Source organism: Propioniciclava tarda, from assembly GCF_900182665.1.
Lineage (GTDB): Bacteria > Actinomycetota > Actinomycetes > Propionibacteriales > Propionibacteriaceae > Propioniciclava > Propioniciclava tarda.
In genome coordinates this window covers 1-22,696 of sequence record NZ_FXTL01000002.1, presented here as the reverse complement: position 1 = coordinate 22,696, position 22,696 = coordinate 1, and the positions used below count along the sequence as shown (strand labels likewise).

Annotated in this window: 20 protein-coding genes; 4 read left to right on the top strand and 16 right to left on the bottom strand. The window is 69.7% G+C overall.

Annotated elements, in window-relative coordinates; genetic code table 11:
• Positions 1-18: 18 nt before the first annotated feature.
• The 15 genes from FN821_RS02045 to FN821_RS01975 all read right to left on the bottom strand — a co-directional run bounded on the left by FN821_RS02045 (position 19) and on the right by FN821_RS01975 (position 13,016).
• Entirely contained in the window at positions 19-1,272 is a 1,254-nt protein-coding gene (locus tag FN821_RS02045; RefSeq protein WP_131170900.1) for a glutamate-5-semialdehyde dehydrogenase, read from the bottom strand.
• Positions 1,273-1,310: 38 nt separating this feature from the next.
• Positions 1,311-2,426 (bottom strand): glutamate 5-kinase, encoded by a 1,116-nt coding sequence (gene proB / locus FN821_RS02040; protein ID WP_131170899.1) that lies wholly within the window; start codon positions 2,424-2,426, stop codon positions 1,311-1,313.
• Entirely contained in the window at positions 2,427-3,941 is a 1,515-nt protein-coding gene (gene obgE, locus FN821_RS02035) for a GTPase ObgE (RefSeq protein WP_131170898.1), read from the bottom strand.
• Positions 3,942-3,951: 10 nt separating this feature from the next.
• Positions 3,952-4,752 (bottom strand): hypothetical protein, encoded by an 801-nt coding sequence (locus tag FN821_RS02030; RefSeq protein ID WP_131170897.1) that lies wholly within the window; start codon positions 4,750-4,752, stop codon positions 3,952-3,954.
• A gap of 11 nt (positions 4,753-4,763) precedes the next feature.
• The gene (locus FN821_RS02025; RefSeq protein ID WP_131170896.1) at positions 4,764-5,465 is read right to left on the bottom strand and encodes a hypothetical protein; all 702 of its coding nucleotides are present in this window, start codon (positions 5,463-5,465) and stop codon (positions 4,764-4,766) included.
• 128 nt (positions 5,466-5,593) lie between these two features.
• The gene (locus FN821_RS02020; protein WP_131170895.1) at positions 5,594-6,259 is read right to left on the bottom strand and encodes an LppM family (lipo)protein; all 666 of its coding nucleotides are present in this window, start codon (positions 6,257-6,259) and stop codon (positions 5,594-5,596) included.
• On the bottom strand, positions 6,256-6,954 hold the full coding sequence (locus FN821_RS02015) for an LppM family (lipo)protein (protein ID WP_131170894.1): 699 nt from the start codon (positions 6,952-6,954) through the stop codon (positions 6,256-6,258). The genes FN821_RS02020 and FN821_RS02015 overlap by 4 nt, the downstream gene beginning before the upstream one ends.
• A 42-nt stretch (positions 6,955-6,996) precedes the next feature.
• A complete protein-coding gene (locus FN821_RS02010) occupies positions 6,997-7,368 on the bottom strand; it encodes an RNA-binding S4 domain-containing protein (protein WP_131170893.1) in 372 nt (123 codons plus the stop codon).
• A gap of 58 nt (positions 7,369-7,426) precedes the next feature.
• Entirely contained in the window at positions 7,427-7,690 is a 264-nt protein-coding gene (gene rpmA / locus FN821_RS02005; protein ID WP_131170892.1) for a 50S ribosomal protein L27, read from the bottom strand.
• 10 nt (positions 7,691-7,700) lie between these two features.
• Positions 7,701-8,009, bottom strand: coding sequence for a 50S ribosomal protein L21 (gene rplU, locus FN821_RS02000; RefSeq protein WP_131170891.1), 309 nt, complete (start codon positions 8,007-8,009; stop codon positions 7,701-7,703).
• Positions 8,010-8,116: 107 nt separating this feature from the next.
• Positions 8,117-8,956 (bottom strand): NAD(P)-dependent oxidoreductase, encoded by an 840-nt coding sequence (locus tag FN821_RS01995; protein WP_131170890.1) that lies wholly within the window; start codon positions 8,954-8,956, stop codon positions 8,117-8,119.
• Between the two features lie 7 nt (positions 8,957-8,963).
• Positions 8,964-9,602 (bottom strand): alpha/beta hydrolase family protein, encoded by a 639-nt coding sequence (locus tag FN821_RS01990; protein ID WP_131170889.1) that lies wholly within the window; start codon positions 9,600-9,602, stop codon positions 8,964-8,966.
• Positions 9,599-9,802 carry a hypothetical protein gene (locus FN821_RS01985; protein ID WP_131170888.1) on the bottom strand — a complete coding sequence of 68 codons (204 nt, stop codon included), beginning with the start codon at positions 9,800-9,802 and terminating at the stop codon, positions 9,599-9,601. Before FN821_RS01985 ends, FN821_RS01990 begins: the two co-directional genes overlap by 4 nt.
• Positions 9,803-9,812: 10 nt before the next feature.
• Entirely contained in the window at positions 9,813-11,999 is a 2,187-nt protein-coding gene (gene ligA, locus FN821_RS01980; RefSeq protein ID WP_206661960.1) for an NAD-dependent DNA ligase LigA, read from the bottom strand.
• Between the two features lie 30 nt (positions 12,000-12,029).
• Positions 12,030-13,016, bottom strand: a complete 987-nt coding sequence (locus FN821_RS01975; RefSeq protein ID WP_131170886.1) for a uroporphyrinogen decarboxylase/cobalamine-independent methonine synthase family protein — start codon at positions 13,014-13,016, stop codon at positions 12,030-12,032.
• 181 nt (positions 13,017-13,197) lie between these two features.
• On the opposite strand from FN821_RS01975, the gene glgX reads away from it, so the two are divergent.
• A complete protein-coding gene (gene glgX, locus FN821_RS01970; RefSeq protein ID WP_206661959.1) occupies positions 13,198-15,459 on the top strand; it encodes a glycogen debranching protein GlgX in 2,262 nt (753 codons plus the stop codon).
• Positions 15,460-15,538: 79 nt separating this feature from the next.
• On the opposite strand, the gene FN821_RS01965 is transcribed toward glgX, so the two are convergent.
• A complete protein-coding gene (locus FN821_RS01965) occupies positions 15,539-18,100 on the bottom strand; it encodes a glycogen/starch/alpha-glucan phosphorylase (protein ID WP_131170885.1) in 2,562 nt (853 codons plus the stop codon).
• A 148-nt stretch (positions 18,101-18,248) separates the two neighbouring features.
• Here FN821_RS01965 and FN821_RS01960 point away from each other — a divergent pair, with 148 nt between their 5' ends.
• The 3 genes from FN821_RS01960 to FN821_RS01950 are packed head-to-tail and all read left to right on the top strand — an operon-like array spanning position 18,249 to position 22,616.
• A complete protein-coding gene (locus FN821_RS01960) occupies positions 18,249-20,291 on the top strand; it encodes a maltotransferase domain-containing protein (RefSeq protein ID WP_131170884.1) in 2,043 nt (680 codons plus the stop codon).
• Positions 20,292-20,298: 7 nt separating this feature from the next.
• Positions 20,299-21,942, top strand: coding sequence for a maltose alpha-D-glucosyltransferase (treS, locus tag FN821_RS01955; RefSeq protein WP_131170883.1), 1,644 nt, complete (start codon positions 20,299-20,301; stop codon positions 21,940-21,942).
• A complete protein-coding gene (locus tag FN821_RS01950) occupies positions 21,939-22,616 on the top strand; it encodes a maltokinase N-terminal cap-like domain-containing protein (protein WP_131170882.1) in 678 nt (225 codons plus the stop codon). Before treS ends, FN821_RS01950 begins: the two co-directional genes overlap by 4 nt.
• The last annotated feature ends 80 nt before the right edge of the window (positions 22,617-22,696 follow it).

Below are 22,696 nucleotides of genomic sequence, written 5' to 3'. Positions count from 1 at the left end.
CCGACAAGGCCGGACGCCTCAGGGCCGCGTTTGCCCCTGCCCGGTCAGCACGTACTTCGTCGAGGTCATCTCGGGCAGCGCCATCGGTCCGCGGGCGTGCAGCTTTTGGGTCGAGATGCCGATCTCGGCGCCGAAGCCGAACTCGCCGCCGTCGACGAACCGGCTGGAGGCGTTCACCAGGACGGCTGCGGCGTCCACCTCGGCGACGAACCGGTCGGCGTTGGCGATCGAGGCCGTGACGATGGTCTCGGAGTGGCCGGTCGAATGGTGGCGGATGTGGTCCAGCGCCTCGTCCAGGTCGGCGACCACGGCGGCGGCCAGGTCGAGCGACAGGTACTCGGCGTCGAACTCGTCGTCGGCGGCAGGGACGACGGCGTCCGAGAAGGCCCGGACCTGAGGCGTCCCGTGGACCGTGACGCCGGCCTCACCGAGGGCGGCGATGGCGCGCGGCAGGAAGGCGTCCGCGACGGCCCGATGGACGAGCAGCGTCTCGGCGGCATTGCACACGCTGGGCCGCTGGACCTTGGCGTTGAGCAGGATGTCGAGCGCGACGTCGAGGTCGGCGGTGGCGTCCACGAAGACGTGGCAGTTGCCGGTCCCGGTCTCGATCACGGGCACCTTGGAGCCCTCGACCACCGCGTTGATCAGGCCGGCTCCCCCGCGCGGGATGAGGACGTCGATGAGTCCCCGGGCGGCCATCATCTCGGCCGTGACCTCGCGTCCGCCCTCGACCAACTGGACGCACGTGCGAGGCAGGCCTGCCGCCGCCAGGCCATCCTGCAGGGCTGCGACCGTGGCCCGGTTCGAGTTGAAGGCGGACGACGACCCGCGCAGCAGGGCCGCGTTGCCCGACTTCACGCAGATGCCGGCGGCGTCCGCGGTGACGTTCGGACGCCCCTCGTAGATGATGCCGACCACCCCGAAGGGCACCCGGATCTGCCGCACCTGGACGCCGTTGGGGTTCGTCCAGCCGCGCAGCACGTCGCCCACCGGGTCGGGCAGCGCGGCGACGTCGCGGAGCCCCTGCACCATGCCCGCCAGCCGCGCCGGCGTGAGGGCGAGACGATCGATCAGGGCGTCCGACATGCCGGAAGCGCGTCCGGCCGCGACGTCGTCGGCGTTCGCGGCCAGCACCGACGCCTCCGCCGCGGCCAGCGCGTCGGCCATGGCGTGCAGAGCCTGGTCCTTGAGGCGGCGCCCGGCGGTCGCGAGCGAGCGCGAGGCGTCCTGGGCTGCGCGTGCCTGATCGGTGAAGGTGAGGTCGCTCTCCATGGGCGCATCGTACGGCCCACGACCGGACGCCTCCGGCGCTACGACCGCTTCTTGAGCGTCAACTGGTCGCGGTGGACGACCTCGCGCTCGAACTCGGCGCCCAACTCGGAGGCCAGCTCGCGGGTCGACCGACCCATGATCCGGGGCAGGTCGGACGCGTCGTAGTTCACGATGCCGCGCGCGATGACGCGACCGGTTGCGTCGAGGAGCTTGACCGCGTCCCCGGCGTGGAAGTCGCCCTTGGCTCCGGTGATGCCGGCCGGCAGCAGCGACGCCTGCCGCAGCGTGACCGCGTCGACGGCGCCCTCGTCCAGGGTGAGCTCGCCACGCGCCTTGGACGCGTAGGCCAGCCAGAGCAGGCGACGCGAGCGACGGCGTCCAGTCGGCAGGAACAGGGTGCCGACGTCGCGTCCGGCCAGGGCGTCCCCGACCGAGTCCGCGGACGCCAACAGCACCGGGATGCCACTGTCGGTGGCAATCCGGGCGGCCTCGACCTTGGTCGTCATGCCGCCGGTGCCGACGGTCGAGCCGGCCCGGGAGGTGTCGACGTCGAGGGCGTCGAGGTCGTCGACCAGCTCGATGCGACGCGCGTCCGGGGAGGCGGGATGAGCGGTGTAGAGCGCGTCGACGTCCGAGAGCAGAATCAGCGCGTCGGCCTGCACCAGGTGCGCCACCAGGGCCGCCAGCCGGTCGTTGTCGCCGAACCGGATCTCGTGGGTGGCGACCGTGTCGTTCTCGTTGACGATCGTGACCACGCCCAACTCGAGCAGGCGGGTGAACGTGCGCAGCGCGTTGCTGTAGGTGTTCTTGTGCGTGACGTCGTCGACCGTCAGCAGCACCTGACCGACGGTCATGCCCCGGGCGCCGAACAGCTGCGAGTACTTCTCCAGTAGGACGCCCTGGCCAACGGACGCCGCCGCCTGCTGCGAAGCCAAGTCTCGGGGACGCGACTTCAGCTTCAGCGGACCCATCCCAGCCGCGATCGCCCCCGACGAAACGAGGACCACCTGGCGTCCGTTCTCGACGGCCGTCGCGATGGCGTCCACGAGGGCGAACAGGTGACGCCCGTCGAGGCGTCCGCCCGGACCGGTCAGGGACGAGGACCCGATCTTGACGACAACGCGACGCGCATCGCCAATGTGCGTGCGCCGCATCTAGTCGTCCCAGCCCTTGTCGATCGTCTCGGGATCGAGCCCGTAGGACGCGATGCGCACGGCCCGCTCGGCCTCGGTCTCGGCCTTGCGGGCGTGGTACTCGGCGTCCAGCTCGCGGCGGCGGGCCGCAGCCGGACGCTCGCGCTCCAGGCGCTGGTCCTCGCCGCGACGGGCCAGAATCTCGGCCCCCGATTGGATCTGCGGCGCGAAGTCGAACACCACCGGGTTGTCGCCGCCCCCGATCGCCACGGCGTCGCCCGCGCGCGCCCCGAGGCGCAGCAGCTCGTCCTCGATGCCGAGCCGGGTGAACCGGTCGGCCAAGTAGCCGACGGCCTCGGGGATGTTGAAGTCGGTCTGCCGGACCCAGCGTTCGGGCTTGTCGCCCCGGACGCGCCAGACGAAGCCGCCCTCGCCGTCGCCCATCTGCTTGATCGTGAACTCCGGGCCCGCACCGGCCGGCGCGGGACGGATCACGATGCGCGCGGGTGCGGCCGGCGGGGCCTCGGCGCGGCGGCGCGCGACCAGGTCGGCCATGGCGAAGGTCAGCCCCTGCAGGCCCTCGCCCGACTTCGTCGAGATCTCGAAGACGCGCAGCCCGCGAGACTCCAACTCAGGCCTGACGATGTCGGCCAGCTCGCGGGCATCCGGGATGTCGATCTTGTTGAGCACGACGAGGCGCGGACGGTCCTCGAGGCCGCCGTGGGCCGCCAGCTCGCCCTCGATGATGTCGAGGTCGGTGAGCGGGTCGCGTCCGGGCTCGTAGGTCGCGCAGTCGATGACGTGGGCGATCGCCAGGCAGCGCTCGATGTGACGCAGGAAGTCGAAGCCGAGTCCGCGCCCCTCGGACGCCCCCTCGATCAGCCCGGGGACGTCGGCCACGGTGAACGTGGTCTCCCCCGCCACCACGACGCCCAGGTTCGGGATCAGCGTTGTGAACGGGTAATCAGCGATCTTCGGCCGCGCCCGGCTGATCGCGGCGATCAGGCTGGACTTGCCCGCGGACGGGAAGCCCACGAGGCCGATGTCGGCCAGCACCTTCAGTTCGAGGGCGATCGTGCGGGCTTCGCCCTCTTCGCCGAGCAGCGCAAATCCGGGGGCCTTGCGGGCGCTGGACGCCAGGGCCGCGTTGCCGAGCCCGCCGCGTCCGCCGCCCGCCACGGTCACCTCGGCGCCCGGGCCCACCAGGTCGGCGAGGATGTCGCCGGTGTCGGCGTCCGACACGATCGTGCCGTCCGGGACGGCCAGGACGATGTCGTCGCCGTTGGCGCCGTTGCGGTAGTCGCCCATGCCGGGCTGGCCGTTGGTAGCGCGGCGGCGCGACTGGCGGTGGTAATCGACCAGCGTGGTGAGGCTGTCGTCCACCCGCAGGATCACCGATCCGCCGTTGCCGCCGTTGCCACCGTCGGGACCGCCGAGGGGCTTGAACTTCTCGCGGTGCACCGACGCGCAGCCGTGCCCGCCGTGTCCGCCCGCGACGTGCAGGGTCGCGCGGTCGACGAAGGAGGGAATGGCCATGCGGGTCAGTCTATCGGTCGGCGTCCGGCGCCCAGACCGAGTGGTCCTCTGGGGTCTCCGGCGGCTCCGAGACGGGCTCAGGTTCAACCTCCGCGGGGACCGGCGCGTCGGCGTCCGGCTGGCTGTCGATCTGATCGGACGCCGACGGCGCCAGCCGACGGCGTCCCCGGCGGCCAGCGATCACCAGCCCGGCAGCCGCCCCGCCGAACACCAGCCCACCCGCGCCGAACACCGGCAGGAGGCTGGGCGGTGACGGATGGTCGCCGGGCCGGACGGAAGCAACTCTCATCCCCGTCTTGGACAAGGCGACGGTGTCGGACCAGCGGACCGTCGTGCCGCTCAACGTCGATGCCTCGTCGTGCTCCAGCACCTGGCCGGGGAAGGTGACGGACAGATCGAACACCGGTCGGATCGACGCGTCCGGCAGGTACTGCGTGCTCTGCTTGAAGAAGTCCCTGTTGACAAGGATGATCGTCCGGGAATCGCTCTGGGTCAGCGTGCCCGCGCCGGGTTCCACGCTTTGGAGCGCCTCCACTGTCGTGACGCCGGTCCAATGGCAGCCCACTCTCTTGGGGTTCTTCGCGTCGACCTCTGAGGAAGCGATCAGCCCCTCCACCTGGATGGACAGGTACTCGCAGCCCGGCCTCGGTGGCAGAGCGGTCTCGTTGCCGTACTCGTCGACCGACACCTCCTCGCCGACCTCGGCCCACGCGGTGACATCGACCTTGACCTTGTCGTCAGCCGCGATGACCAGCGAGCCGGACGCCTCACACCCGGCGAGCAGGAGCAACGAGGTGGCGATGGCGGCCAACCGGACGCCTCTCATCGGCCAGGGCCGTTCTTGCGACGACGCCGGACGAACCCGACCACAGCGGCCGCTCCGACGATCGCGCCTAAGGCTGAGATCAGCCCTGTGACGAAGGGATTTGGTGCCTCATAGGCGATCGCCTGCAGGGGGGTCAAGAACACCATCCCGCCAGCGGTGGACACATCCACCGACGGGCGGATGTCGGACCAGGTCACCGTTGTGCCGTCGACAGTCGCCGAGGAATCAGTCGACTCGACGGGGCCCGGGAAGGTGATCGAGAGGTGGGCCGGTCGGGCCTTCTGCCCCGGCGGGACCGACACGTCGTTCGCGAAGTTCTGTCGCCAGGTCGGCGACGCGAAGAGGACGTAGCGGTCCCCCACATGCACCAAAGGCGTCCTGCCATCGATCGCCGCCAGCGTCGTGGTGCCCGTGGCCCGGCAGCCGATCACGGGCACGAAGTCGGAGGCGGCCGTGAGGGTTTCGTACTGCAGTCCTGGCAAGAAGTGCTTCAAGTTGGAGCAGCCCTGCTCGTCGGCAGGGACAACGTTCCCCTCCTGGTCGAACACGACACCGTCCATGCGCTGCCACGACTCGACGTCGACGGTCACCGTGTCATCGGCATGGATCACGAACGTGGCGTCAACCGTGCAGCCGCCCAGACACAGCAACGCCGCCGACGCGGCCAACGCGGCCGCCCAACGCCGCCGGGGGTGCATGAGCGCGAGCCTACGGCTCGTCGGCGTCCGGAGCCGAGACGTTCGGGTCCGCGGCGAGCGGTGGCAGGACGGCGCGCGATCGAACCCTCCGGGGACAGGCTCGTCGGCGTCCGACTGCCTGAGCGTGCCTAGTCCTGGGACCAGTCGGGCGCCGTCGCTTGGCTCATCTCCACCGGCCGGACGCCACGTCGACGCCAGGCAGCGCGGACGGCCTGGTAGGCGATCACCGCGCCGACTCCAGCTAGAAGGGCCAGCCCCGACCAGAAGGCCAGCCAGGTGAGTGGAGGCAGCTGGCCGCCCTCCAGGCTGACCGCCTCGAGGCCCCGGCCCGGCGCCGGCGGGGCCGTCCAGGACACCGTGGAACCGTCCACGGACGCCGCAGGGTCAGTCTCGATGACAGGTCCGGGGAAGGTGACCCGAAAGTCCAACTCCGGGCTGCTGGCGGAGGGAGTGGCCGCGTCCCACAGACCTGACGGGGCGATGAGCACGTAACGGCCATCGCCGGTATGCCTGAGGCTCACCCCGAGGTCGGGCACGGCCAGCGCGACCAGGTGCAGGCTGCCCTTCACGCGGCACCCGCTGCGTGCGGGGCTGGCGGGATCAGTCAGGGGCTGGACCGACAGTCCGAGGAGCGGGTCCGCCAGCCCGGTGCAGGCTCTCTGTCCGTCCCTGGACTCCCAAATCGTCGCCTCCACCGTGACGATGTCGTCCGGCGAGATAACCGCCGTGCCGACCACCGAGCACCCGCCGACGAGCGGCAGCAACAGGCCAACGAGCGCGAGCCTCCACCTCATGGCTCGGCTCCTTCCGCCTCGGGCCTGCCCGCCGCGCTTGCCACGCGTCGGGCGGCGAGCCGCCAGGCCAGCAGCCCCAGGCCGACACCGGCCAGGCCAGAGCCGACCACCGCGAGGGGGAGCGCCAGATCCGGCATCGAGCTGCGGTCGGCGGTGGCCTCCAGGGCCATCCAGGGAAATGCGCTGGCGTCGGACCACGTCACCGTACGCCCGCTGATCGCCCCGCCCGCGGATGCCGACAGAACCGGTCCGGGAAACGTGATCGAGATGCTGGACGAGTCCTTGTTGGGCAGCGTCCCGTGTGAGGTCAGGAGCATCTTGTGCATCTGGGACGCCGACACCGCCACCACGTAGCGTCCGGCGACTTGCCCGACCGTCTGGTGCTTTGCGACCTCGGCGAACGGGACGCGTCCCGTGGCCCGGCAACCGACCCGATCTGGGTCGCCCGGATCGTGCAGCTCGACCAGCGTCAGGTGTTGCGCGTAGGGCTGTAGGTCTCGGCAGGGACTCGGCGCATGGGTGACCTGTTGGCCACTGGCGTCCACCCAAGAGGATGCCGACTTCTCCCAGGACGTGATCTGGACGTCAACGACGTCGTCTGCGCCGATCGTGACGCGGGCGTCCACGTCGCAGCCCGTGAGGCACAGCCCCAGGGCGGACATGGCGAGGGATGCCACGAAGCGCGAGCAGGTCACGAACGCAGGCTAGGCCGAGCCGATCCGTGACGGACCAGCGTCTCAGTGCTCGAAGCCGCGCAACTTGTCCAGGTCGCGGCGTTCGCGTTTCGTCGGACGCCCCGCGCCCCGCTCTCGGACGGCGATCCGTCCGGTCATCTCGATGATGGGCGGCGGCTTCTCCGGCGTCCGATCGAGGTAGGCCTTGACGGCCAAACTGGCTCCGACGCGTTTGACCAAGGAAGCGTCCACGACCTCGACGATCCGCTCGTCCTCGCCGGACCGCACCCTGACGATGTCACCAGGCGCGAGCACCTGCGCCGGCTTCGCGGACTCGTCGTTGACCTTGACGTGCCCACCCCGGACGCCCGCGGTCGCCGCTGACCGCGTCTTGTACAGCCGGACGCCCCACAGCCAGGAATCGAGTCGCGCCATGTGCCCATTAACGCACCGAAGGGCCGGTGTGAACCGGCCCAACGTGTGCGTGTGTTGGTTACTTGGCCTCAGCCTCGACCGCGACGTTGACGACCTTGCGGCCACGACGCGTGCCGAACTCGACCTTGCCCTCGCGCAGCGCGAACAGCGTGTCATCGCCACCGCGGCCGACGCCGTCGCCCGGGTGGAAGTGGGTGCCGCGCTGACGGACGATGATCTCTCCGGCGCCGACGAGCTCGCCGCCGAAGCGCTTCACGCCGAGGCGCTGGCTATTGGAATCGCGACCGTTACGGGAGCTGGATGCGCCCTTCTTGTGTGCCATCTTCTGCTCCTCAGGCCTTGATGTCCGTGACCTTGACCTGCGTGTAGCGCTGGCGGTGGCCCATGCGCTTCTTGTAGCCGGTCTTGTTCTTGTACTTCAGGATGCGAATCTTGGGACCCTTGGTCTCCGCGAGCACCTCGGCCTTCACGGCCACCTTGCCCAGGCCCTCGGCCTCGGCGGTCACGGTGTCGCCGTCGACCAGGAGCAGCGGAACGAGGTCCACGGTCGAACCGACCGCTGCATCGAGCTTGTCGACTTCGAGGACGTCGCCCACGGCAACCTTGTGCTGGCGTCCGCCACTGCGCACGATCGCGTACACGGCTGACCTACTCTCTGTGGTGACTTGACGAATGGCACCTCCGGCGGCAACGAGGCCGACCCAACCGGGCACCGAAGGACAAGATTACGTGGGGCGTCCCCACCCGGTCAAACCGACACGAGCGCGCGCACGATGCTCACCACGGCGGCTCCCAGCCGCTGCTTGGTTTCGAGCGAATGGCCGGCGACGACCCTCGGAAAGATCACCCGCTCGAGTCCCGCATACGCGGCGTAGGTCTCCTCACCTGCGCCGAGATCGAAGATCGCGAAATTGCCGGGACGCGACAGCCAGTCGCGGAAGCCCTGATCATCGAATGCCTGGCCGCCGCTGGCCTGGACCAGGATGGCCCCGTCCGCCAGCAGGTCGAAGTCGGCCCGGGACAGCATCTCGGTGTCGGTGGGTCCGGTCAGGATCACGATCTCGGCCCGCGGCAGCAGTTCGGTGCGCGTTCCGCGGACCGCGCCCGCGGCGTCCAACTCCGGTTTGGATTGCCGGCTGATGTAGCTGAGGTCCATGCCGTAGGCGAGGGCCAGGTGGGCCATCGAGCGGCCGAGATCGCCCAGCCCGATGATGGTGCAGCGCTTCCCCGCCAGTTCCCGCGGCTCGGGCCGCCACTGATGGACGCCAAAGCCGCGAGCGAGCGCGGCGAGCTGCATGAACGTGACCTCCGCCGCCGGGTGATCGCCGTAGTGGGTGACGTTGTCGACGCTGATGCCGCGCTCTGCGAGCGCGCCCAGATCGATCCGGCCCAACGACGTGCCGCAGACCAGGACGTGCCGAAGCGAGGGCAGGCTGGCGAGCGCGGGACGATCCAGCGTCGCCGTGGTGGAGATCAGCAGGACCTCCGGATCGATCGCGTCGAGGGTCCCGGCGTCGGCGAGGTCCCGCAGCGCCGCGAGGGCGTCCGGCAGCAGGGCCGGCTCACCGAGGGTTCCGATTCGCAGCATGAGGCTCTCAGCTCTGGGGCGGCAGCAGCCCGAGGACGAACTCGGACGCCGCGGCCGCGAGCTGCGCCGCTCCGGGCGCCCGGAACGAGTGCGCCGAGCCAGGAACGATGACGAGCTGCCGTTCGCCGGCTTGACCTGCCGCGATCGCCGTCCGCAACTCCTCGGGGCTTGCGAAAGGGTCGCGGTCGCCCGAGATCAGCAGGACGGGTCCGGCGACGCTGGCCAACTCGTCGACGCGCGACTTCTCCGGACGCCCCGGCGGGTGCAGCGGAAAGCTCAACGCCAGGACGCCGACGGCCGGCTCCGCGAAACAGCGACACGCCACGCGGGCGCCCGCGCTGCGGCCGCCGACCACCAACGGAACGCCCGGGAACCGGGCGGCGACGGCGTCCAACCCCGGGCGCCAGCCGGCGTCGAGGGTGGCGGGCGGCGAGGCGACCTTCTTGCCGGCGACGCGCCACGGCTGCTCGTACCGGACCACCGCGATGCCCTGGGCCGGAAGCGCCTCAGCGAGGGCCACGAGGTCGACCGTGTCGATCCCGCCACCCGCTCCATGGCTCACCAGAAGGACCGCGCGGGGGGCGTCCGCTGTCAGCGACAGCGTCAGGCGTCCGGGGCCGACCGGCGTGTCGACGTCGACGATCATCCGTTGAGCACCGTGTAGATGAACCAGCCGAACAGGGTGACGGCGGTCAGCGCGAGGGTGAAAAAGAGCACGATCAGCCAGCGCATGCGCTTCTTCGACCGCGTGCTGGGCACGCTCGTCGGCCCCCACTCCCCCAGCCCCGGGATCACGGTCGGCGAGGCGTCCCCGTTGAGGTTGAGGTTGCTGTTGAGCCCGTCCACGCGCGCAAGGCTACCCGGGGATGGCATCGGCGCCCCGCGCCAGCAGGTCGTCGAAGGAGTCGGCGTCCAGGATCGGGATGCCGAGCGACTCGGCCTTCGCGTACTTCGACCCCGTCGTCTCGCCGGCGACCAGCACGGACGTGTTCTTGGACACCGAGCCGGCGCTCTTGCCGCCCCGGGCGACGACCGCCTCGGACGCCGATTCGCGGGTGTACCCCGGCACCGCCCCGGTGATCACGACGGTCTGTCCCATCAGCGTCTGAGGCAGCTCGGACGTCTCAGCGGCCTCGTCGGCCATCCGGACGCCGGCGGCCCGCCAGCGCTCCACGATGTCGCGGTGCCAGGACGAGTCCGGGCCGTCAAACCAGTCCCGGATCGCCGCCGCGATCGTTCCGCCGACGCCGTCCACGGCCGACAGCTCCTCGACGGACGCCGCCGCGACGGCGTCCACCGACTTGAAATGGTCCGCGAGCGCCCGCGCCGCTGTCGGGCCCACGTGACGGATCGACAGCGCGACCAGCACGCGCCAGACGGGCTGGCTTTTGGCCTTGTCCAGCTCGGCGAGCAGCACCTCGGTGGTCGCACGCGGCACGGCGGGCTTCTTCGGCGTGGCCTTGGTGAAGAAGAACGGCTCGAGCGCGGGCGGCTGCTCAACGCCCGCCTTCTTGCGTCGGCGCCAGACCTCGACTCCGGCCAGCCGATCGAGCGCGAGGTCGAACAGCCCTGCCTCGGAGTCCAGCACCGGCGACTGCGGCAGGCTGAACGCGTCGTGGGGGCGTCCGAACTCGGGATCGGTCAGAGCGATCGCGGCCTCCCAGCCGAGTGCCTCGATGTCGAACGCACCGCGGGACGCCAGGCCGAAGATCCGCTCCCGCAGTTGGGCCGGGCAGGAGCGGGCGTTGGGGCAGCGCAGGTCCTTGTCACCCTCTTTCTCCGGACGCAGGGTCGCCCCGCATGAGGGGCACTCGGTGGGCATCACCCAGGCCGGCAAGCCCTCGGGACGCAGGTCCAGCACGGGTCCCACGATCTCGGGGATCACGTCGCCCGCCTTGCGGAGAACCACCGTGTCGCCCGGACGCACGTCCTTTCGCGCCACCTCGAAGGCGTTGTGCAGCGTGGCCATCTCGACGGTCGACCCCGACACGAACACCGGCTCCATGACGCCATACGGCGTGACCCGCCCGGTGCGTCCGGTGTTCACCTCAATGCGCAGGAGCTTGGTGTTGACCTCCTCCGGCGGGTACTTGTACGCCAGCGCCCAGCGCGGGGCGCGGGACGTGAATCCCAGCGCGGCCTGCCGAGCACGATCGTCGACCTTCAGCACGACGCCGTCCATCTCGTGCGGCAGGTCGTGGCGCCGCTCACCCCGTTCGACGATGTAGCCCAGGGCTTCGTCCAACGAGCCGACCACTCGGTTGTGCCGGCTGACCGGCAGGCCCAGCGACGTGAGCACGCCATAGGCGTCCGACTGCCGCTCGAACGGCGTCCCGGAGTAGGCGCCGATGCCGTGGCTCAGAAAGTCGAGCTTCCTGGACGCCGTGACGCGGGCGTCCTTTTGCCGCAGTGATCCGGCGGCCGCGTTGCGTGGATTGGCGAAGGTGCGCGGCGGCTTGCCTGCGGCCAGGGCCTCTTCGGACAGCCGGCGGTTCAGGTCGGCGAAGTCGGCGGCGTTCATGAAGACCTCGCCGCGCACCTCCAGCAGGTCGGGCACCCCCTCGCCCGCGAGACGCTGGGGCACCGAAGCGATAGTGCGCACGTTCGCGGTGACGTCTTCCCCGACTCGGCCGTCGCCGCGGGTCGCCGCCGACACCAGGCGCCCGGACCGGTACACCAGATCGAGCGCGAGACCGTCGATCTTGACCTCGCAGAGCAACGCAGGGAACGGCTCGCCCAGGCGCGCGGCCCAGCGCCGGACCTCGTCGACCGAGAACGCATTGTCGAGGCTCATCAGGGGCTCGAGGTGGGTCACGGGCTCGAAGGACGCCCCGACAGCGCCGCCGACCTGCTGCGTCGGCGAGTCGGGCGTCTTCAGGTCGGGATGCAGCTCTTCGAGGGCCTCCAACTCGCGCATCATGGCGTCAAAGGCGGCATCGCTCAGCGTCGGCGCGTCGAGCACGTAGTAGCGGAAACGGGCGTCCTCGACGTCCTGGGCGAGGCGCGCATGGCGGGCGCGGTCATCTGTTTCGCTCACGCGCACAACCTAGCGCCGGCCACCGACAGTCGGCCGTCAGCCCCGCAGCGCCTCGTCGACGTGCTCGGCGGCGCGGCGCAAGGCGGACAGCTGCCTCGGCACCTCTCGCGGCTCGACGCCCGCGAGGCCGCAGGTGTGGGTGAGCCAGAGGCGATCGGCCAGCACGGCGCCCAGTTCCAATGGCCGCAGCCAGCCCAGGGCACGCTGCACGATGGGGTCCGGCCCGCCTGCGGCGTCCGAGGGGTCAAGGACGCCGAGGTACAACCCCGTCCCGTCCTCGACGGCCTGCGCGACGGCGTCCCACTGCGTCCGGTCCAGCAGGGAGCCGTCGAGGCTGATGCCGGCGAAGCCGGCGCCGTGGCGTCCGGACGCCGTCAACAGCCGCACTGGGACGTCCGGCGCGCAGCAGTGGACCAGCGACTCATCGCTCAACTGCGCGAACGGCTCTAGGACCTCTGCCACCTCTGCTTCGGTGACCGAGCGATGCCGGAAGAAGCCGCCCTCGGTCGGGACGCGTCCGCCCAAGACCGCCGGCAGGGACGGCTCGTCGACCTGCACGCGCACCTCAAGGCCCGGAAGCCGGCGCCTGAGGTCAGCCACAAGGACGCCCATGCCATCCGCCAGCGACTGGGCGACGTCACGGCGCGCGCCGCGGTCGCCGAGGACGCGTCCGCCGAGCGGACGAAACAGCTGGGACGCCAGCGTCCAAGGCCCGCAGACGGACAGCTTGACCGGTCCCGAATACCCCTGGGCGTTCTCTTCCAGCACCTCCAGGTCGTCGCGCAGCGTCCCCCGCGCGCGCCGCTGGTCGATGCCGGACGCCGACGACAGACGCCACTCGCCGGCGCTGAGATCGGTCGAGAGACCCGTCAACAGGGCCGTCGCGCGGCCCACCATGGACGCCCACGGCCCGCGCGCCGGCAGCTCGGGCAGCCAGGCGGGGTCGACGTCGGCCAACGCAAGACGGACGGCGGCCGCAGCGTCCGTGCCGGGCAGCGATCCGACCCCGGTCGTGCCAGCCATGAAGGTCCTCTCGTCGAGGCCGATCCTAGGCGCGGACGGCGCCAGGGCGCTCGCATGCGCCTGCCCGAATGGGGCTTTCGGCGTCCACTGCGGCACAATGGAACGTCCGCCTCCGGCGCGACGCCTCGCGAACCTGCCCGTGGCAAGGCAGTTCGCGATGCACGTAGAACGAAAGAGACGCATGACACGACCGGACCTGCCACGGCCGACCGACTCGTCCATCCTGGGCGCGACGGTCACGGACGCCGGCACCCGATTCGCCCTGTGGTCACCGCGCGCGACGCGCGTCGAGCTCGCCCTCGTGGGCAGCGACCGCCGCCAGGTGAACCACGACATGACCCGCTCGACCGACGGCGTCTGGACCGTCTTCGTGCCCGGGGTCGGCGCCGAGCAGCGCTACGGCTACCGCGTTCACGGGCCGTGGAGCCCCGACACCGGCCAGCGCTTCAACCCGGCCAAGCTGCTGCTTGACCCCTACGCCCGCGCGATCACCGGCGGCGTGGACTACTCCGGACCCATCAGCGACCACACCGTCGACAACAACTTCACGCCCGACCCGACGGACTCCTTCGCGGCCGTCCCCCTGAGCGTCGTCGTGGCCGACACCCCGCCCCCGATCCCGCTGCCCGAGCGGCCGAAGCTCGAAGACCTGGTCCTGTACGAGACCCACCTCAAGGGCTACACGCGCCTGCACCCGGCGGTTCCCGAGCACCTGCGCGGCACCTACGCGGGGCTGGCCTACCCGGCCGTCGTCCAGAGCATCTCCGATCTCGGCATCAACGCCGTGCAGTTGCTGCCGGTGCAGCACTTCGTCTCGGAGCCCTTCACGGTCGGCCGCGGGCTCACCAACTTCTGGGGCTACAACACGCTGGGCTTCTTTGCGCCGCACGCCCCCTACTCGAGCGCCGGCACGCTGGGCGAGCAGGTGCGCGAGTTCAAGGCGATGGTCAGCGCGCTGCACTCCGCCGGCATCGCCGTGATCCTGGACGTGGTCTACAACCACACGGCCGAGGGCGGCCACGAGGGCCCGACGCTGTCGTTCCGCGGCATCGATCACGCCGGCTACTACCGGCTGACCAACGACCTGCGCAACGACTACGACGTGACCGGCTGCGGCAACGCCGTGGACACCTCGGTCGACGGCGTCCTCGACCTCGTCCTCGACTCCCTGCGCTACTGGGTGACCGAGATGGGCGTCGACGGGTTCCGCTTCGACCTGTGCACCACGCTCATCCGCGACGAGTTCCATCACGTCGACCAGGCGCACGAGTTCAAGCGCCGCATCGCCGAGGACCCCGTCCTGAGCGAGGCGATCATGATCTCGGAGCCCTGGGACCTCGGCCCCTACGGCTACCAAGTCGGCCGCTGGGGCCAGGGCTGGGCCGAGTGGAACGACCGCTACCGCGGCTTCACCCGCGACTTTTGGCGCAACGCCATTCCCGGCGTCCAGGAGTTGGCGACGAGGCTTGTCGGCAGCACCGACATCTTCGATCACGACGGACGCCCCGCAACCAGTTCGGTCAACTTCGTCACCGCCCACGACGGCTTCACGATGCGTGACGTCGTCACCTACGACCTCAAGCACAACGAGGCCAACGGCGAGCGCAACCGCGACGGGGCCGACGATAACCGGTCCTGGAACCACGGCTTCGAGGGCGACACCGACGACGCGGTGATCACCGAGGCCCGCCATCGGACCACCCGCAACATGATGGCCACCATGCTGCTCAGCACCGGCACCCCGATGATCCTCGCGGGCGACGAGATGGGCCGCACCCAGCAGGGCAACAACAACGCCTACTGCCAGGATTCGCCCTTGTCGTGGGTCGATTGGCACACGTCCGAGGAGTGGGGCGACCAGCTCGACCTCACCCGCACGCTGCTGCGACTGCGCCGCGAACACCCGATCCTGCGGCCCCGCGACTTCCGCTCGTCCACCGAGATCGTGGACGCCGAGGGCCGCGGCCTGGGCCGTCGGGCGTCCGCCTGGTTCTTCGAGACCGGCTGGGAGATGGGCATTCCCGAGTGGAACGACTCCGGACGCCGCAGCCTCGGCCTCTACCTATCCGACGTCGACGAAGCGTTCTACATCTTCATCCACAGCGGCGACTGGGACACGACGTTGCGGCTCCCGGGCGAGCCCTGGGCGCGCGGCTACGCGTTGGTCGCCCACACCGGACGCGCCGACGAGTTCGTGGCTGAAACAGCGGTCACGCTCGCGCCCGGGTCCGTACTGGAGGTTCCCGGCCGGACGATCCTGGTGTTCCAGGCGGACGTCCCGAGCGAGTACACCGAGCCCGCTCCCATCGTGGGCGCCGCGGACGACCCAGCGACCGAGTCAGCCTCGGCGGGCCAGCCGGAGGCCGAGTCGCGGCAGGCGGACGGCCCCACCGCGCCCACGACGGAGGCCGAGCCGACGGCGTCCGCCCTGGATGCTGTCTAGACCGCGTCCGAGGCCCTCCGACAGAACAACGAGGCGGGGCGATCGCTGACTGCGATCGCCCCGCCTCGTGGGTTCAGCCTCAGAACGCCGGCGGCGTCCCCCAGATGCGCTGGATGTAGTCGCGCATGGACCGGTCCGAGCTGAAGTAGCCAGACCGAGCGACGTTGAGCACGGCCGACCGCGTCCACTCTTCGGTGTCGGCGTAGGCCTTCTCGACGCGCTCCTGGGCGTCCATGTATGAGGCGTAATCGGCCAGGGCCATGAACCGGTCGACGGTGACGAGGTTGGTCACGATGGAGCCGAAGGTGCCACGGTCACCACCCGAGAAGTGGCCCGAGCCGATGAGGTCGATCGCACCCCGCAGCCGGCGGTCGGACTCGTAGTACGTGCCGGGGTCGTAGCCCTTCGCCTGCAGCTCGGCCACCTCGGGCTCCGACATGCCGAACAGGAAGAAGTTCTCGTCACCCACGAGGCGGCGGATCTCGACGTTCGCGCCGTCGTCCGTGCCGATGGTCAGGGCGCCGTTCATCTGGAACTTCATGTTGCCGGTGCCGGACGCCTCCATGCCCGCGAGCGAGATCTGCTCCGACAGGTCGGCCGCCGGGATCAGCTTCTCCGCCAGCGTGACGTTGTAGTTCGGCGGGAAGGCGATCTTGAGGACGCCGCCTACGCGCTCGTCCGCGTTGACCGTCGAGCCCACCGCGTTGATCAGATGGATGATCTGCTTCGCCATCAGGTAGCCCGGGGCCGCCTTGGCGCCGAACACGAAGTTGCGCGGCGTCACGGTCTTCGGGTCGAGGCGTCCCGAGATGATCTCGTTGTAGAGCGTGACGATGTGCAGCAACTTCAGGGTCTGGCGCTTGTACTCGTGCAGGCGCTTCACCATGACGTCGAGCATATGGTCCTGGCCGAGCTCGATGCCGTCGCGTGCGATCAGCACCTCGTTCAACTTGGCCTTGTTGCGGGTCTTGACGTCGCGGAACGCCGACCGGAACTCGGCGTCCTCGGCGTAGGGCTCCAGCTCGCGCAGCCGCTCGAGATCGGTGACCCAGCCGGTGCCGATGGCGCTCGAGATCAGCTCCGAGAGGCCGCGGTTGGCCAGCCGCAGGAAGCGGCGGGGCGTCACGCCATTGGTGACGTTGGTGAACTTCTCCGGCCACAGCTGGCTGAAGTCGGGCAGGACCTTGTCGCGCAGCAGCTGGCTGTGCAGCTCGGCCACGCCGTTGACCTTGCAGCCGGCGACCGTGGCGAGGTATGCCATCCGCACTGCACGCGCCGGATGCTCGGCGACGATGGACATGCGGCGAATCCGCATCTCGTCGCCCGGGAACGCCTCGCGGACCTCGTCCAGGAACTCCTCGTTGATGCGGTAGATGATCTCCAGGTGCCGCGGCAGGAGGCGACCGAGCAGGTCGACCGGCCAGACCTCCAGGGCCTCGGGCAGCAGCGTGTGGCAGGTGTAGGCGAAGCACTTCTTGGTGACGGCCCACGCCTCGTCCCAGTCGAAGCCCTTGAGGTCGACCAGGATGCGCATCAGCTCGGGCACCGCGATCACCGGATGCGTGTCGTTGAGCTGGAAGATGATGCGCGAGTCGAGCTCGTGCAGGTCGAACTCCGGTCCGAGGACCCGCTCGATGTAGTCGCGCAGCGAGCAGGCCACGAAGAAGTACTGCTGCTGCAGGCGCAGTTCCTTGCCCTGGGGCGTCGAGTCCTCGGGGTAGAGCACCTTGGTGATGTTCTCGGCGAACGTCTGGGCGCGGACGGCCTGGGCGTAGTCGCCGCTGTTGAAGATGGCCAGGTCGAACGCCTTGGTCGCCTCGGCGCTCCACAGGCGCAGCGTGTTGACGCGCCCGTTGAGGTAGCCCGGAACCATGTAGTTGTAGGGAATTCCGAGGACGTTCCACTCGGGAACCCAGCGGGTTCGCTCGACGCCGTCGGCGTCCACGTACGTCTCGATCGTCCCCCCGAAGTCGATCTGAATGGCGTGCTCGGGGTGCGCGAACTCCCACGGGCAGCCCAGCGCCAGCCAGGTGTCGGGCTGCTCGACCTGCTGGCCGTCCACGAAGGTCTGACGGAAGATGCCGTACTCATACCGCAGGCCGTAGCCGATGCAGGGCACGTTCATGGTGGCGAGCGAGTCGACGAAGCAGGCCGCGAGGCGTCCGAGACCGCCGTTGCCGAGGCCCGGCTCGACCTCTTGCGCGCGGAGCACAGCGATGTCGAGACCGCACTGCTTCATGGCCTCTTCGGCGATGTCGATCAGCCCGGTGGCCAGCAGGTTGTTGCCGAGCTGGCGGCCCAGGAGGTACTCGGCCGAGAGGTACGCCACGCCCTTGGGTCGGGTCGTCCGCTGCTTCTTCTGCGTCTCGATCCAGCGTGCGGACAGGTAGTTGCGGACGGTCTGGGCCAGGGCCAGGTACTGGTCGTTGACGGTCGACCGCTCCAGCGACACACCCTGGTTCGACGTCAGCTCGTGCAGGAACTCACGAACGAAGCCGTCGACCGTGGGAGGCGGGGTGCCGACGGGCGCGTTGGCGACCGGGTGCGTCGGCGGGAACATCGGGCCCACGTGCGGGCCCGCGTGCTGGCTCTCGTCGGTCACGTCGAAGGACGTGGCGCTGACAGGACTGGTCGGATTCATAGACACGAGCGCCAAGGATAACGGGTCGACACGGACGCCCCCGCACACGCCCCGGTCCGCGGACCAACACACCCGGGCGTCCGGCGCTGTCAGCACGGGGTTGTCCATGCCCGATGTCAAGGAGAAATCGGTGCAGTAGGTTGTGCTCATGTCGACCCCTGCCAAGCCAGACGCGGCCGCCAGCAAGGCCGCAAACAGCGCGCGTGTCCCGGCGGGGACCCGCCCTACCATCACCCCGGTTCCCGGGATCGGACGCATCCCCGTCATCGACGTCTCACCCGTCGTGAACGGTGGCGCCTACCCCGCCAAGGCCGTGGTCAACGAGCAGTTGCCGGTGCGGGCGACCGTGTTCCGCGAGGGGCACGACGCGGTGAACGCGTCGGTCATCCTGACCAGCCCGACCGGACGCGAGACCCGGGTCGACATGACGCCGCTCGAGCCCAGGGGCCTGGATCCCTGGGAGGCCTGGATCAGGCCGGACGCCGAGGGCGACTGGACGTTTAGGGTCGAGGGCTGGTCGGACCCGTGGGGCACCTGGGTCCACAACGCCGAGGCGAAGCTGCCGGCGGGCGTCGACATCGAGTTGGTGTGCGCGGAGGGCCAAGACCTGCTGGGCCGCACGGCGCTCGCCGCCGATGCCGCGGCGGACCCGATCGCGGCGTCCGTCCTGCGCGCCAACGCGCAGTTGCTGATCCCGCAGCGGTCGGCGTCCGACTTGTTGGACGTCGTGACCAACCGCGGCCTGAACGACGCGATGCGCCGCTACGGACCGCGCGAGCTGGTCTCCCCCACTGAGGAATTCAGGCTGAGGGTCGACCGCCGACGCGCGCTCTACGGCTCGTGGTACGAGTTCTTCCCCCGCAGCCAGGGCGCCTACGTCGATGCCGACGGCCACTGGGTCTCGGGCACCTTCGACACCTGCCACGACCGCCTCGACGAGGTCGCGGCCATGGGCTTCGACGTCGTCTACTTCCCGCCGGTCCACCCGATCGGCAACGCGTTCAAGAAGGGCAAGAACAACACCCTGGACGCCTCCGCCGAGGACCCGGGCTCGCCCTGGGCCATCGGCAACGCCGCCGGCGGACACGACGCCCTGCACCCCGACCTCGGCGACTGGGACTCCTTCGACCGCCTCGTCGCCAAGGCCAAGGACCTGGGCCTCGAGATCGCGCTGGACTTCGCGCTGCAGGCGTCCCCGGACCACCCCTGGGTCACCGAGCATCCCGAGTGGTTCACCACCCGCATCGACGGCACCATCGCGTACGCCGAGAATCCGCCGAAGAAGTACCAGGACATCTACCCGATCAACTTCGACAACGATCCGGTGGGCATCTACCACGAGGTGCTGCGCATCCTGAAGCTGTGGATGAGCCACGGCGTCCGCATCTTCCGCGTGGACAACCCGCACACCAAGCCCGTCGACTTCTGGGCCTGGATCATGGACCAGATCCACGCGACGGACCCCGACGTGCTCTTCTTCGCCGAGGCGTTCACGCGTCCGGCCATGATGGGCGCCCTCGGCAAGGTGGGCTTCCACATGAGCTACACCTACTACACCTGGCGCAACACCAAGAAGGAGCTGACCGACTACCTGGTCGAGCTGTCCACCGTGACGGACGCCTTCTACCGGCCTAACTTCTTCGTCAACACCCCCGACATCAACCCGATGCCGCTGCAGTCGGGCAATCCGGCGATGTTCGCGATCCGAGCGATCCTGGCCGCGACGATGTCGCCGAACTGGGGCGTGTACTCGGGCTTCGAGCTGTTCGAGCACCTGCCCCTCGCGCCTGGCAAGGAGGAGTACCTCGACTCCGAGAAGTACGAGTACCGGCCGCGCGACTACCACAAGGCCCCGAACCTGAATCTGCTGATGGGCAACCTGAACGCGATCCGTCGCAACCACCCCGCTCTGCAGCAGCTGCGCCGCATCCACTTCCACGACGCGGCTCACGACGGCGTCATCGCCTTCTCGAAGGTCGACGGCAACGACGTCGTGTTGACGATCTGCTCGCTCGACCCCGACAACACGGTCGAGTGCGAGCTGTCCCTCGACATGGCCGCCCTTGGTCTCGCACCGGACGCGCCGCTGCACGTCCGCGACGAGCTCACCGGCGCGACCTTCACCTGGGGCCAGCGCAACTTCGTCCGGCTGACCCCGGCGCAGCCGGCGCACATCCTCCACGTCCTGTAGAGCTGAGATGATCGACAACTCCGAGTGGTTCAAGTCGGCGGTCTTCTACGAGGTGCTCGTGCGATCGTTCGCCGACAGTGACGGCAACGGCATCGGCGACTTGGCGGGCCTGACCGGCAAGCTCGACTACCTCAAGGACCTGGGCATCGACTGCCTCTGGCTGCCCCCGTTCTTCCCGTCGCCGCTGCGCGACGGCGGGTACGACGTCGCCGAGTACCGCAGCGTCCAGCCCGAGTTGGGCACCCTGGACGACCTCAAGCGGCTGCTGGACGAGGCCCACGCGCGCGGCATGAAGGTCATCACCGACTTCGTGATGAACCACACGTCCGACCAGCACGCATGGTTCCAGGCGTCCCGCACCAACCCAGACGGCCCCTACGGCGACTTCTACGTCTGGCGCGATTCCCCGGACGTCTACCTGGACGCCCGCGTCATCTTCTACGACTACTTCAACCGCGAGTACCCGGACAACCCGCCCAACTGGTCCTTCGACGAGGTCCGCGGCCAGTGGTACTACCACCGCTTCTACGAGTTCCAGCCCGACCTCAACTTCGAGAACCCCGCGGTCCTGGACGCGATCCTGGACGCCATCCGGTTCTGGCTCGCGCTGGGCGTCGACGGCTTCCGACTGGACGCCGTCCCGTACCTCGTCGAGCAGGACGGCACCAACTGCGAGAACCTGCCGGGGACGCATGCGATCCTCAAGCAGGTCCGCGCCATGGTGGACGCCGAGTTCCCCGGCAAGATCCTGCTGTGCGAGGCCAACCAGTGGCCGGACGACGTCGTCGAGTACTTCGGTGATGACGACGAGTGCCAGATGGCCTTCCACTTCCCGGTGATGCCGCGCCTCTACATGGGCCTGCGGCAGGGCTCGCGGCAGTGCATCAGCCAGATCCTGGCCGCAACTCCCCCGATCCCGCCCGGCTGCCAGTGGGGCACCTTCCTGCGCAACCACGACGAGCTCACCCTCGAGATGGTCACGCCGGACGAGCGCAACTGGATGTGGAGCGAGTACGCGCCGGATCCGCGCATGAAGCTCAACGACGGCATCCGGCGTCGTCTCGCACCGCTGATGGACAACGACCCGCGGCGGATCCGGCTCATCCACGCGATGCTCTTAGCGTTGCCCGGTTCCCCGTGCCTCTACTACGGCGACGAGATCGGCATGGGCGACAACATCTGGCTGAACGATCGCGACGGCGTCCGGACGCCGATGCAGTGGGACGACTCTCCGAACGCCGGCTTCTCGGACGCCGACCCGTCCACCTACACCTACCCCCTCATCACGGACGCCACCTACGGTCCGAAGGCCATCAACGTGGCCGCCCAGCAGGCCGACCCCGACAGCCAGCTCAACTGGCTCAAGGGCATCTTGGCGGTGCGCGCGGCCAACCCCGCGCTGACCCTGGGCACGTTCACCGACCTGGAGGGAGCCGACGAGGTCTTCACGTTCTCCCGCAGCCACGACGGGACGACCGTGTTCGCGCTCAACAACCTGACCGAGGTCCCGCAGACGACGTCGATCGCATCGGGCAAGGACCACGGCGGCTTCAGCCTGCTGGCCGGTGCCGCCGACGTTGTGCCCGCCGAGGCCGGCCTGGAGGTCACGTTGGAGCCCTACGGGTTCGTCTGGCTGACGGTGACGGCATGACCCTGGCGTCCGCCTGGTGGGACTATCTGCAGACGGTCCGCTGGTTCGGCGGCAAGGGACGCGACGGCCGGGTGAGCAAGCTGGAACGCCTGCCCGCCTACACGGCTCCCGGCGTTGTCCCGGCCGTCGAGAGCTTCGTGGCCACGATCGACTACACCGACGGCGAACGCGAGTTCTACCACCTCCTCGCCGCCACCTATCCCGAGGCGGACGCCCCCGTGCCGCCGATCCGGGTCGCCTGCGGGCACGCGACCATCGAGGCGGCCGCCGATCCGCGGGCCATCCAGGTGCTCGTCGAGGCCCTGTACGGCAGCACGCGGGCCATGCGGTGGCAGGACGCGCCGGGCAAGCCCGGGGCGGCGTCCGTCATGCGCGGCGAGCAGTCCAACACCAACGTCACGGTCGGCGCGGACGCCATCCTCAAGATCTTCCGCAAGATCGAGCCCGGACCCAACCTGGACGCCGAAGTACTGGCCGCCCTGGACGACACCGGCTGCGCCGTTCCGGCGTTGTTCGGACGCCTCGTCGCCGAGTGGCCGACCGGCCACGCCACCGACCTCGGCATGGTGATCGAGCGACTCACAGGCGTGCGCGACGGCTGGGAGTTCGCCACCGAGGCCTGCGCGGCCGACCAGGACTTCTCGGCCGAGGCCCACGCCCTAGGAGCCTGCTGAACAATCCGTCCGCGAGTCCGCCGCGTTGATCGGTTCTGGGCTGGAATTGTTGGGTTGTGCAGGGTGAGTCGAGTCCGCAG